The sequence below is a fragment of the Pseudenterobacter timonensis genome (assembly GCF_900021175.1).
GTDB lineage: Bacteria > Pseudomonadota > Gammaproteobacteria > Enterobacterales > Enterobacteriaceae > Enterobacter > Enterobacter timonensis.
The window spans coordinates 562,202-574,902 of sequence record NZ_FCOP01000013.1; the positions used below are offsets into that span (position 1 = coordinate 562,202).

A 12,701-nucleotide genomic window follows, 5' to 3' on the forward strand; every position below is an offset into this window, starting at 1 on the left:
TATTCTCCTTAACTTTTCACCGCGCCCGTGACGGGCAGCGATTCGGGTACATGACGCACGGCCAGGGTGAGTAGCGCCAGCATGACGGCGCTGATGGCGGCCGGTACGGCAATGACAAAAAAGAGGGTGTCGAATGAGAAGTTCATCGCCATCATTATGCCGCCGGAGAGAGAGCCGACGATGGCGCCGCAGCGGCCAATGGCGTTTGACCAGCTCACGCCGGTGGCGCGGCTTTGCGTGGGATAGAGGGTGGCGGTCAGCGCGTTAAGCCCTACCTGCGAGCCGCTGATGCCGATGCCGGTGCCAAAAATCGCCGCCGCCATCAGCCACAGGCCGTTTTCGCTCAGGCCAATCATCACGATACAGACCGCGCCCAGCGCATAACTTATCGCCAGCACCCGGAACGGGTTGAATTTATCCATCAGCGCCCCGAGCAACAGCGCGCCCAGCGTGCCGCCTGTCTGGAACGCCGCGGTGACCCAGGAGGCGTGCTGAAGGTCGATACCGCGATAGTTCAGCAGTGTCGGCATCCAGCTCGAAAGTAAATAGATGATAAGCAGGCTCATAAAGAACACCACCCACAGCATCAGCGTGATGGTAAGCTGACGCCCGGTAAAGAGCTGGCTGATACTCCCTTTTTGAGTGGCGGCCGGTTCATCCAGCCAGAACTCCGTTTCGCCATAGCCTTCCCCCGTCATGGCGCTCACGGTACGGCGTATCTCCGTCTGCGGGCGCTGACGACGTACCAGCCAGCGGGGGGATTCCGGCAGCACCGCCAGCAGCGCGAAAAACAGCACCAGCGGCAGGACGCCGCCCAGCACCAGAATGCCGTGCCAGCCGATGACCGGCACCAGCTGGGCGCTGACGATCCCACCCAGCGCTGAGCCGAGGGTAAAGCCGCAGAACATCAGGGTGACCAGCGCGCCGCGACGACGGGAAGGCAGATACTCTGAGGTCATGGTAATGGTATTCGGCATCGCGCCGCCGAGCCCCAGGCCGGTCAGAAAGCGCAGAACGATGAGGGTTTCCAGATTTGGAGAGAAGGCCGACAGCAGGCTAAAGAGTCCAAACAGCGCCACGCACCACTCAATCACCCGCTTGCGCCCCAGCCTGTCGGAGAGCGGGCCGCAGAGCAGCGCCCCGGCGGTTAAACCCAGCAGGCCTGCGCCAAAGAGCGGCGCCAGTTCGCCTGCGCTGAGCTGCCAGTTTTCCCGGATTGCGGGCGCGATAAAGCCAATCGCCGCGGTATCAAAACCATCCAGCATCACCACCAGAAAACAACAGATGATGACGCGCCACTGCATCGCGCCGATGGGGGCGACGTCGATAAGCGCCTGTAGTTCACGTCGTTGCATCATAGGGAGGGCCTCGGTATGTGCAGGTTATCCACATTTCCGTTCACGCTTGCGCCAGAACGGCTCAGGGTAAGATGTTTCTTTTTATGCTGTTATGTTGCCATCTTGTGACATGTGAAATGAGTTGTACAATGGCTTTTCATGCACATCCATAACCTGGAGGTTATGCCAAATGGCGGACTGGACGCAGAAACTGAAGCTGCATCATCTGAAGATGCTGGTGGCGCTGGGAGAACAGGGAAATCTGACCCTGGTGGCGAAGAGGATGCATATCACCCAACCCGCGCTGTCGAAATGGCTTACCCAGTTTGAAGAGGAGCTGGGCCTTACGCTCTTTGAGCGGCACAGCAAGGGGCTGCGCGTTTCGGAGGGGGGCAAGCTGCTGCTGCAACACGCGCAGCGACTGATCAACGATATCGAGCGTTCGCAGTTTGAGATGGAGCGTTTTAAACAGGGCGGACTGGTCGGCAGTCTGAAGATCGGCTGCTCTCCGGTGGCCACCGACTGCGTCTCCCAGGCCATCTTCCCCCTGCTGGCTGAGATGCCGACGCTGCACCTGAATATCGAAGAGAAGGTAATGACGCCGCTGCTGCACGATTTGCAGTCCGGGGCGGTGGATGTGGTGGTCGGGCGTATCGGCGGCCGGGCGCTGGAGCTGCCGCTCAACTATGAGGTGCTCTACACCGAGCCGGTCTGCTTTGTGGCGCGCACCGATCATCCGCTGGCCTGCCGCAGCCGCCTGACCTGGAACGATCTTGCCCCCTGGCGCTGGATCGTCTGGCCCACCGGGACGCCGATTCGCCAGAGTATCGACAACGCGCTGGTGGAGAACGGCGTGAAGCTGCCGGAGAATACCATCGAATCGGCCTCCATGAACGTCAGCGTCAACCTCCTGCAAAGCAGCGATATGATCTCTATCCTTTCTTTACGCCTGGCGGGGCGTTACGCCCGCCAGGGGCAGCTTTCGATTCTGGCGCTGCCGCGCATTGAGCAGAAAGGGAGCGTCGGCGTATTCTGGCGCAAAACGGACAGCCCTTCGCTGGCGCTGAGTCGCTTTCTTTACTATCTCTCTCACCCTGCCCAGGCCGGGGAGTAAATTGTTCAGCGAAGAGTCGCCAGATAACCGACGTTCCGCTTATCTATATCAGGTATGCTTAGAATTCATGATGTGATCGGTAGCACATTTTAAGTCTTAATTGTATGATGAATGCATTCCACCAGAGGTGAATACCATGCTCAAATCACTGAATATCATCTGGCAATACCTGCGTGCATTCGTGCTTATTTACGCCTGCCTTTATGCCGGCATTTTCCTCTCTTCCCTGCTACCGATCACTATTCCTGGCAGTATCATCGGCATGCTGATCCTCTTCGTGCTGCTGGCGCTGCAAATCCTGCCAGCCAAATGGGTAAATCCGGGCTGCTTTGTGCTGATCCGCTATATGGCGCTGCTGTTTGTGCCGATTGGGGTGGGAGTAATGCAATATTATGCGGTGCTGAAAGCGCAGTTCGGGCCAATTGTGGTCTCCTGCGCCATCAGCACGCTGGTGGTCTTTCTGGTGGTGAGCTGGAGTTCGGATCTGGTACACGGCGAGCGCAACGTTATCGGTCAGAAAGGAGCTAAAAAATGATGGCCAATATCTGGTGGTCCCTGCCCCTCACCCTGGCGGTCTTTTTCGCGGCCCGCAAGCTCGCTGCGCGGTTTAAGATGCCGCTGCTTAACCCTTTGCTGGTGGCGATGGTGGTTATTATCCCGTTTCTGCTCTTCACCGGCATCCCCTATGAGCGCTATTTCGCCGGCAGCAAAATCCTCAACGACCTGCTGCAGCCTGCGGTGGTGGCGCTGGCCTACCCGCTCTATGAGCAGTTGCACCAGATCCGCGCCCGCTGGAAATCGATCATCACCATCTGCTTCGTCGGTAGCGTCGTGGCGATGGTCACCGGCACCTCGGTGGCGTTGCTGATGGGGGCATCGCCGCAGATCGCCGCCTCGATCTTGCCAAAATCGGTCACCACGCCGATCGCCATGGCGGTGGGCGGCAGCATCGGCGGCATCCCGGCCATCAGCGCGGTATGCGTGATTTTTGTGGGGATCCTCGGCGCCGTCTTTGGCCATACCCTGCTGAATCTGATGAAAATTCGCACCAAAGCGGCGCGCGGCCTGGCGATGGGCACCGCGTCCCACGCCCTCGGTACGGCGCGTTGCGCGGAGATGGACTATCAGGAGGGGGCGTTCAGCTCGCTGGCGCTGGTGATCTGCGGGATTATTACCTCGCTGGTGGCGCCGTTTCTCTTCCCGGTGATCCTTGCCGTAGTGGGCTAAAATTTGCGATGCGTCGCGCAATTTTCATTGCGATTTCATAAGTTGCATACATAATTAGACTTGGATCACATATAAAGGCCAGGCGGCTCCGTACACTACCGATCCATTAATCCTGGAGATAACGCCATGCATCCACGTTTTCATACTGCCTTTGCCGGGCTTGCCGAAAATTTGCAGTCAGCCCTTGCCCCGATTCTGGCGGATACCCATTTCCCCGCCCTGCTGACGGCCGCGCAGGTCGCGACGCTTAAAGAAGCAACCGGGCTGGACGAAGACGCGCTGGCTTTCGCCCTGCTGCCGCTGGCCGCCGCCTGCGCCCGCGCCGATCTTTCCCATTTTAACGTGGGCGCCATTGCCCGCGGCATCAGCGGAACCTGGTACTTCGGCGGCAATATGGAGTTTCTCGGCGCCACCATGCAGCAGACGGTTCACGCCGAGCAGAGCGCTATCAGCCACGCCTGGCTGCGCGGTGAAAAAGGGCTTAGCGCCATTACCGTCAACTACACCCCCTGCGGCCACTGCCGCCAGTTTATGAACGAGCTGAACAGCGGGCTGGAGCTGCGCATTAACCTGCCGGGCCGTGCGCCCCACACCCTGCGCGACTATCTGCCTGATGCCTTTGGGCCTAAAGATTTAGAGATCAAAACCCTGCTGATGGATGAGCAGCACCACGGCTTTACTCCGACCGGCGACGCGCTGGCGCAGGCGGCAGTCAACGCGGCGAACGCCAGCCATACCCCTTACAGCCAGTCGCCGAGCGGCGTGGCGCTGGAATGTCGCGACGGGCGCATCTTTACCGGCAGCTACGCCGAAAATGCCGCGTTCAACCCGACGCTGCCGCCGCTGCAGGGGGCGCTGAACCTGCTGAGCTTAAACGGCTACGACTACCCCGATATCCAGCGCGCTATTCTGGCCGAAAAAGCCGACGCCCCGCTTATCCAGTGGGACGCGACCGCCGCCACTCTGCGCGCGCTGGGCTGCGACCGCTTCGACCGTATTCTCCTCGCCTGATAGTCTGGTGCGGGCCCCACGGCCCGTGCCTGTCGATGAATTTCCCGGCAATCGAACCGCCGTTTCTTGCGATTAACGAACGGGTAAAGTAGCCTGAGTGAAATTTCATCTTTGGTACGAGTCAACTTCATGTTAAAGCGTCTGTTTTACAGCCTGTCTGTCCTGTTCGGCATACTGCTGTTAACGGTGCTTGGCCTCGACCGCTGGATGAGCTGGAAAACCGCCCCCTATATTTTCGACGATTTGCAGGATCTTCCCTACCGTCAGGTGGGGGTGGTACTCGGTACCGCGAAATATTACCGCACCGGGGTGATCAATCAGTATTATCGTTACCGCATTCAGGGCGCCCTCAACGCCTATAACAGCGGCAAGGTTAATTACCTGCTGCTGAGCGGGGATAACGCCCAGCAGAGCTATAACGAGCCGGTGACGATGCGTAAGGATCTGATCGCGGGCGGCGTCGACCCGGCGGACATTGTGCTCGATTACGCCGGTTTTCGTACCCTGGACTCCATTGTGCGTACCCGTAAAGTGTTTGATACGAACGATTTTATTATCATCACCCAGCGTTTTCACTGCGAGCGAGCGCTGTTTATCGCCCTGCACATGGGGATTCAGGCCCAGTGTTATGCGGTGCCTTCGCCGAAAGATATGTTGAGCGTCCGCGTACGTGAGTTCGGCGCCCGCTTCGGAGCACTGGCCGACCTTTATCTTTTTAAACGCGAGCCGCGTTTCCTGGGCCCGCTGGTGCCGATCCCGGCGTTGCAGGAGGTGCCGGAGAACGCCCAGGGCTATCCGGCGGTGACGCCAGAGCAGCTGCTTGAGCTGCAGAAAAAGAGATAACCTCTGCCGGATCGCGGCTTCGCCTTATCCGTCCTGTGGAGTGGATAAACATCCGCCGGATGGCGGCTTCGCCTTATCCGGCCTACGGTACGGTTTTGTAGGCCCGGTAAGCGCAGCGCCACCGGGCGCTTCTGCCACCGCAGCCATAAACTGCAAAGACAAAAAAACCCGCATCGCTGCGGGTTTTTTATTGTTGCGCTTATTTCTTGCGCGCGTACTTCAGGGAATCCAGCGCCACTGCGAAAATAATAATGGCGCCCTTGATGATGTACTGCCAGTACGGGTTAACGCCGATATAGGTCAGACCGTAGTTGATGACGGTAAAGATAATCACACCGGTCACTACGCCCAGCACCGTCCCCACGCCGCCGCTGAAGGAGACGCCGCCCACCACGCAGGCCGCAATCGCATCCAGTTCGTACATAAAGCCGAGGTTGTTGGTTGCCGATCCGATGCGTCCCGCTTCCAGCATCCCGCCAAAGGCGTAAAACACGCCAGACAGGGCATAGATCATCAGCAGGTTCAACGCCACGTTCACGCCCGAGACCTTCGCCGCTTCCGGATTACCGCCGATGGCGAAAATGTTTTTCCCGAAGCGGGTTTTGTTCCACAGCACCCAGACAAACGCCACGGCAATGAGGGCGTAGAAGGTAATATAGGAGAGGCGGAAGCTCCCTAGCGCCACAAACCCCTGCGTAAAGGTCGAGAAGCCGCTGTCAAAGCCTGAAATAGGCGACGCCCCCACAAAATCGTAGTACAGGGAGTTGATACCGTAGACGATGATCATCGTGCCCAGAGTGGTGATAAAAGGCGTCACGTTGAGGTAGGCGATGATGATGCCGTTAATCAGGCCGATCACCGCGCCAATGGCGCACACGATAAGGATCACCAGCGCAATCGGCATGGTCGCCATCTCCGGAAAGACCTTGTTGGCGTTCTCCATCGACTGCAGCAGCGTGGCCGCCACCACCGCCGCCAGGCCAACCTGACGCCCGGCGGAGAGGTCTGTCCCCTGAGTGACGATAAGTCCCGCCACGCCGAGCGCGATAATAATACGCACCGAAGACTGTGTCAGAATGTTACTTAAGTTCAGCAGACTTAAGAAAGTGGGGTCCTGGAAAATAATAATAGCCAGCAAGACTAAAAGAACAACGTAAATACCGCCTTCTTTCAGATAAGTGAGAAAACTTTTTTTATTCAACGCACTCATGAGGAGCCCCTGATCTTAAAGGTGCAAAGACGCAAGACGCAAAATTTCGTTTTGCGTTGTCGTTTTGGTGTCAACAATTCCAGCGACGAGGCCATTGCTCATCACCAGAATACGATCTGTGATCCCTAACAGTTCCGGCATTTCGGATGAAATAATAATGATCCCTTTGTTCTTCTTAGCCAGCTCGGCAATCAGCTGGTAAATCTCGAATTTTGCCCCCACGTCGATACCGCGCGTCGGTTCATCGAGCATCAGAATTTCCGGCTGGGTTAATAACCAGCGGCCGATAATGACCTTCTGCTGATTCCCTCCCGAAAGTGAACCTATTTGCGTGCGGTGGCCAGGCGTTTTCACGCGCATGGAGTCAATTACCCACTGGGTATCGCTTTTCATGCGGGAATTATCCAGCAGGCCGATTTTATTTTTGTAGTTCCGGATATTGGAGATTAACGAGTTAAAGTTAATATCCAGATAGGCGTAAATCCCGGTGGAACGACGCTCTTCCGTCACCAGTGCAAAGCCGTTATTAATGGCTTCGTTGGCGTTATGGTTATTTATTTTTTTGCCGTGCAGCGTAATGGTGCCCTGCGACTTCTCGCGGATACCAAACAGCGTCTCAACGATATCGGTACGTTTGGCCCCCACCAGCCCGGCAATACCGAGGATCTCGCCTTTATGCAGGTCGAAGGAGACGTCGCGAATTGAGGGCTGGCGCAGGGAGGTAAGATTGCGCACCTCGAGGATCACCTCGCCCGGCTTGTTCTCTTTATCCGGGAAGCGCTGGTTGAGGGAGCGCCCCACCATCATGGCGATGATTTTGTCCATGTCCAGCCCTTCCAGCGGCTGGGTGGCGATCCACTGCCCGTCGCGAAGGATGGTAATTTCATCGCACAGCTGGAAAATCTCTTCCATCTTATGCGAGATATAGACGATGCCGCAGCCGCGCTCTTTCAGTTTACGGATAATGGTAAACAGGTGATTTACCTCTTTTTCCGTTAATGACGAAGTCGGCTCGTCCATAATGACGATTTTCGCGTCGTAAGAGAACGCTTTGGCGATTTCGATCATCTGCATCTGCGACACGGAGAGCGTGCCGACGCGCGCCCGCGGATCGATATCAATATCCAGCTCATCGAAAATCGCTTTCGTATCGCGATACATTTTATCCTGATCGACAAATACGCCTTTGGTGGGATAACGCCCCAGCCACATATTGTCCATCACGGAACGTTGCAGAACCAGGTTCAGCTCCTGGTGCACCATGGAAATACCGTTTTCCAGCGCCTCTTTGGCGGAATGGAAATCGATCTCTTTGCCCTGAAATAGAATGCTGCCAGAATCTTTTTGATAGATCCCGAAAAGACACTTTAATAATGTCGATTTACCGGCGCCGTTCTCTCCCATCAACGCGTGAATAGAGTGAGGACGAACCTTTAAATTAACATTATCGAGAGCCTTAACGCCGGGAAAAGACTTGTTGATATTGGTCATTTCCAACAAGTATTCGCCTGACGATGGAGGAGTAGTGCTGACCATAATTATACCTTGTCGGCCTCGCATAGCGCGTTATAAAAGGGCGCAACGAATTGCGCCCTGTGAGAACAGGCAAAACGTGATTATTTACCGATAAACTCAGCCAGGTTGGACTGGTCTACGCCCACGTAAGGTACGCGAACGATTTTATTTTCAATTTTCCAGCTGGTGCCATCAGCGGCGCCTTTACCGTCGGCGAGGTTCTTCGCCAGATCAAAAGTCGCTTTCGCCTGGTTGTTGGCGTCGTTAAGTACCGTACCGGCCATCGCGCCCGATTTCACCAGCGCCAGCGCTTCCGGCAGGGCATCTACGCCGAATACCGGGACCGAAGCTTTGTTATGCGCCTTCAGCGCTTCAATTGCACCCATTGCCATCGCGTCGTTGTTGGCGATAACCACTTCGATTTTGTTGGCGTTTGGACCGGAGAGCCACGCGTCCATCTTATCTTTCGCCTGGGCGGTATCCCACATGGCGGTATCTAACGCCAGCTGCTGGGTTTTCAGCCCTTTGTCGTTCAGCTCTTTGATAACGTAAGTGGTACGCGCTTCCGCATCCGGGTGGCCCGGCTCGCCTTTCAGCAGCACAAACTGGATCTGACCATCTTTGTTCATATCCCAGTTCGGGTTCGCCGCCCAGTGTTTGGCAATCAGATCGCCCTGAATAATGCCGGACTCTTTGGAATCGGTGCCCACGTAATAGGCTTTGTCATAGCTGTCCAGCGCCTTACGGGAAGGTTCTTTGTTGAAGAAAACAATCGGCACGTTCTGGCCGCGCGCTTTTTCGATGACCGTACCGGCTGCCGCCGGGTCGACCAGGTTAATCGCCAGCGCTTTAACCCCTTTCGCCAGCAGAACGTCGATCTGGTCGTTCTGTTTGGACTGGTCGTTCTGGGAGTCATTCATCAGCAGCTGTACGTCCGGCGCTGTTTTCGCATCTTTTTCAATCGCCTTGCGCACAACCGACATAAAGTTGTCATCATATTTATAAATCGTCACGCCAATACGGGTATCAGCGGCGTGCGCTGCTGCGCCAAAAAGCATGCTTGCCATAACAGCAGAAAGGGTCAACACCTTCTTATTCATGGTATCTCCGGTATTTATGCAGGGTAGTTCTTGTGAATAACGGACGGCGGGCAGGAAGCGAAAAAAACGTTACTGACAGCCGAATTTCACTTATAAAAATTCTTTTCTTCCGTGTTCGGTAAGGCTCCAGAAATGCGTTTTTTTGGTTCAGGAACATGTCGGTTATGCAGGAATGATTTACTTGCCGTTACATAACGTTTCAGGCTCTAAAACGCTGCCATCATAGTCAGCAGGTTGTTAAGATACTGTGAAATTACTCACAGATTGAAAACGGTTACATCACGTTCCGTTATCAGTTAGTGATCGGCGCCACAGTTTGCCGCTGGGCAACCGAATGGCGGCGTACCAGAGTCGGCATGAAGCAGTGCGTTGCACTGGGATCGAGCAGCCCTGCGGCCCCCTGTAGCGCCAGCTCTGTCGCCAGCCGCGCCATTGAGGCGATGGGATAACGCACCGTAGTAAGCTGCGGATCGGTGTAACGGGCGATGGGAATATCATCGAAACCAATCAATGAAAGATGCTGGGGAATGGCGATACCGTTATCCTTGAGCGCGGTCAGCGCCCCGGCAGCCATGCTATCGTTGTAGGCAAACACCGCAGTGAGCTGAAGGTTCCGGCCCAGCAGTTCGACCATCGCCGCCTCCCCGCCCTGCATATCCGGCGTGCCGGTGCCAACCCAGCTCTCCGCAGGGGTAATCCCCGCCTCGCGCAGGGCGTTTTGCCACCCTTCGCGGCGCATCACATCATCTTCAATACGGTGGCTGGAGGCGAGATAGCCGATACGCTGATGGCCGTTATTAAGCAACATTCGCGTCGCCATCATCGCTCCGCTGACGTTATCCAGCCCCACGCAGCGGTGAGCGTAGCCGGGCACGATGCGATTAATCAGCACCATACCGGGGATCTGATCCATAAAACCGGAAAGTTCTTCATCGCTCAGGGCCTTGGAGTGAACAATCAGCGCGTTACAGCGCTGGCGGATGAGGACTTCGATGGCGTGACGCTCTTTTTCCACCTCGTGGTAACTGTTGCCGATCAGCACATATTTCTGGTGCTGCTGGGCGACGACATCCACCGCTTTGACCAGCGCGCCGAAAAAGGCGTCAGAAACATCCATCACCACCACGCCGATGGTGTCGCTCATCTGGGTAGCGAGCGCCTGGGCATTGGCGTTGGGGCGGTAGCCGAGCTGCGTCACCGCTTTCATCACGCTTTCGCGTGTTTCAGGGCTGACCAGCGCGCTTTTGTTAAGCACGCGCGAAACGGTGGCAACGGAAACGCCCGCCAGGCGGGCCACGTCACGAATGGTGATCATATTCCCCATCCTTTAAAAGATTGCAGCAACTCACAGACACCCCCCTGTGTTAAGCAAGGTGGCTATTCTGGCAGCGAGCAGGCGGGGACTACGTGAAGAAGCTCACACGGATGAAAGCGCTTACATCCGTTTTGTTAATGATTGTGATCCAGATCGTTATCTGGATGTATCAGATAATGAAACACCTGACGCACGCGCGGTTAACTGTCGCCACAGCCATTCCACCGGCCCCTGGCGGAAAACGCGCAGCCAGTAGTAAGAGAAGAGCAGATTGATCGCCCAGACCGGAATAACGAACGTCAGCAGCGTGAGCCTGTCGAATTTCATAAACAGGTCAAACCGGTAGAAAAGCGTGGTGCAGATCAGGGTCTGCAGGAGATAGTTGCTGAGCGCCATTCTGCCGACGCAGGCGACTGCCGCTACGACTTTAAGCCGCGCCAGCTGCGGCCAGAAGCCGTAGATCAGCGCGGCGTAGCCCACAGTCTGAAACGGCGCGCTCAGCTCGCGCGGGGCCTGTAACAGGAACGCGCACCAGCGCACATCCCAGTGCAGCTTCCACTGAAGGATAATCGCCGGCAGGTTAATCGCCATGCCGAGCAGCACCAGCCCTGCCCCCACCCGGCGGTAGTGGCGAAGGCTGAACTGGCCGCGCAGCCAGCCGCTGCGCATCAGCGCGGCGCCCATCAGCATCATCCCGGCAAGCTGCCAGCCGTACTGCGCCCCCAGCGCAATCAGGCTATCGCCGAGCATGTCGGCGCGATTGCCGATAGCCTCCATGCCGCCCTGCTGTTTCCAGAACTGCTCATACTGCAGGTTCGCCGCATCCGGCACCCAGCTGCGGCTGGTGGTATCCCCCGCCATCAGCCCCAGCAGCACCAGCACGCCGAGGCCAACCAGATAGAGCATCACGCCGGTGTTAAAGAGGCTTTTAACGCTGTGTGCGTCGCGTATCATCCGCCAGCAGATAAGCCCCACCAGCCCGTAAGCCAGCAGAATATCGCCATCCCAGAACAAGAGGCCGTGAAGGAAACCGAGCAGGACGAGCAGCGTCAGGCGAGACTGGATCCAGCGCTTGCCGCGCCTGAGCAACAGTTGTAGCCCGGCGCCAAAGAGCAGAGCAAAGAGCGTCAGGAATTTTACCTGGGCGAAGAGATCCATAATCGCCCATGTCCAGGCGTCACGGAGGGTGATATCGCCATACCAGGCGGGATTGAGGTAAGCCGCCTTCGGCAGGCCGAAGGCGTTAATATTCAGCAACAGGATCCCCAGAATGGCCACGCCACGTACAAAGTCCAGCGTGACATTACGTTCCATGATCCTGTCCTGTATCAGTTAGTGTGGCGCACCGCGCGCAGAAATTCCTGGCGGGTGTTCTGGCTGGACTTGAACAGGCCGCCCAGCGAGGTGGTGGTGGTGGCGCTGGTCGCATCGCGGATGCCGCGCGCCTTCACGCAGTAGTGAACCGCGTCGATAGAGACCGCCACGTTGTTGGTGCCGAGCAGCGTCTGCAGCGCGGTCAGGATCTGCTGGGTCAGGCGCTCCTGTACCTGCGGGCGCTGGGCGAAAAACTGCACGATGCGGTTGATCTTGGAGAGACCAATCACCGAATCTTTCGGGATATAGGCCACCGTCGCCTTGCCGTCGATGGTAACAAAATGGTGTTCACAGGTGCTGGTCAGGGTAATGTCGCGCACCGTCACCATCTCATCCACCTTCATCTTGTTTTCAATGACGGTGATTTTAGGGAAGTTGGCGTAATCAAGACCGGAGAAGATCTCGTCAACGTACATTTTGGCGATACGGTGCGGCGTCTCCATCAGGCTGTCATCGCTCAGATCAAGGTTCAGCAGCTGCATAACCTCGGTCATGTGACCGGCGATCAGGCGCTTGCGGGTTTCATTATCCATCTCGTTAACGGGCGGGCGCAGCGGGGTTTCCAGACCGCGGGCAACCAGCGCTTCGTGAACGAGAGCGGCTTCTTTACTGAGTGATGGCATGCTTTTTCTCCTGCAGGTGTGGCTGTCTCTCG

At 56.7% G+C, this 12,701-nt stretch carries 12 protein-coding genes; 5 read left to right on the top strand and 7 right to left on the bottom strand.

From position 1 onward, the window contains the following. Positions 1 to 8: 8 nt before the first annotated feature. Complete coding sequence (mhbT, locus tag BN3796_RS18040; RefSeq protein ID WP_061709728.1) at positions 9 to 1,358, bottom strand: 3-hydroxybenzoate transporter MhbT; 1,350 nt, start codon at positions 1,356 to 1,358, stop codon at positions 9 to 11. 169 nt (positions 1,359 to 1,527) lie between these two features. Between mhbT and BN3796_RS18045 the strand changes: the two genes are divergently transcribed. From BN3796_RS18045 to sanA, 5 genes are all read left to right on the top strand, one after another. After that, positions 1,528 to 2,451 carry a LysR substrate-binding domain-containing protein gene (locus BN3796_RS18045; RefSeq protein ID WP_061709729.1) on the top strand — a complete coding sequence of 308 codons (924 nt, stop codon included), beginning with the start codon at positions 1,528 to 1,530 and terminating at the stop codon, positions 2,449 to 2,451. Positions 2,452 to 2,587: 136 nt separating this feature from the next. Next, entirely contained in the window at positions 2,588 to 2,986 is a 399-nt protein-coding gene (locus BN3796_RS18050; RefSeq protein ID WP_061709730.1) for a CidA/LrgA family protein, read from the top strand. Further along, a complete protein-coding gene (locus BN3796_RS18055) occupies positions 2,983 to 3,678 on the top strand; it encodes a CidB/LrgB family autolysis modulator (RefSeq protein ID WP_061709731.1) in 696 nt (231 codons plus the stop codon). The genes BN3796_RS18050 and BN3796_RS18055 overlap by 4 nt, the downstream gene beginning before the upstream one ends. Positions 3,679 to 3,804: 126 nt before the next feature. Further along, the gene (cdd, locus tag BN3796_RS18060; RefSeq protein ID WP_061709732.1) at positions 3,805 to 4,689 is read left to right on the top strand and encodes a cytidine deaminase; all 885 of its coding nucleotides are present in this window, start codon (positions 3,805 to 3,807) and stop codon (positions 4,687 to 4,689) included. Between the two features lie 129 nt (positions 4,690 to 4,818). After that, on the top strand, positions 4,819 to 5,532 hold the full coding sequence (gene sanA, locus BN3796_RS18065) for an outer membrane permeability protein SanA (RefSeq protein WP_061709733.1): 714 nt from the start codon (positions 4,819 to 4,821) through the stop codon (positions 5,530 to 5,532). Between the two features lie 199 nt (positions 5,533 to 5,731). Here sanA and mglC read toward each other — a convergent pair whose 3' ends face one another. The 6 genes from mglC to folE form a co-directional block, all read right to left on the bottom strand. After that, on the bottom strand, positions 5,732 to 6,742 hold the full coding sequence (mglC, locus tag BN3796_RS18070) for a galactose/methyl galactoside ABC transporter permease MglC (protein WP_061709734.1): 1,011 nt from the start codon (positions 6,740 to 6,742) through the stop codon (positions 5,732 to 5,734). 15 nt (positions 6,743 to 6,757) lie between these two features. After that, the gene (mglA, locus tag BN3796_RS18075; protein ID WP_061709735.1) at positions 6,758 to 8,278 is read right to left on the bottom strand and encodes a galactose/methyl galactoside ABC transporter ATP-binding protein MglA; all 1,521 of its coding nucleotides are present in this window, start codon (positions 8,276 to 8,278) and stop codon (positions 6,758 to 6,760) included. 80 nt (positions 8,279 to 8,358) lie between these two features. Then, complete coding sequence (mglB, locus tag BN3796_RS18080; RefSeq protein WP_061709736.1) at positions 8,359 to 9,357, bottom strand: galactose/glucose ABC transporter substrate-binding protein MglB; 999 nt, start codon at positions 9,355 to 9,357, stop codon at positions 8,359 to 8,361. A gap of 292 nt (positions 9,358 to 9,649) precedes the next feature. After that, complete coding sequence (gene galS, locus BN3796_RS18085; protein WP_061709737.1) at positions 9,650 to 10,672, bottom strand: HTH-type transcriptional regulator GalS; 1,023 nt, start codon at positions 10,670 to 10,672, stop codon at positions 9,650 to 9,652. Positions 10,673 to 10,828: 156 nt separating this feature from the next. Beyond that, positions 10,829 to 11,986: a DUF418 domain-containing protein YeiB gene (gene yeiB / locus BN3796_RS18090; RefSeq protein ID WP_061709738.1), complete on the bottom strand. Its 1,158-nt coding sequence runs from the start codon at positions 11,984 to 11,986 to the stop codon at positions 10,829 to 10,831. A 14-nt stretch (positions 11,987 to 12,000) separates the two neighbouring features. Next, a complete protein-coding gene (folE, locus tag BN3796_RS18095) occupies positions 12,001 to 12,669 on the bottom strand; it encodes a GTP cyclohydrolase I FolE (RefSeq protein ID WP_061709739.1) in 669 nt (222 codons plus the stop codon). Between the last annotated feature and the right edge of the window lie 32 nt (positions 12,670 to 12,701).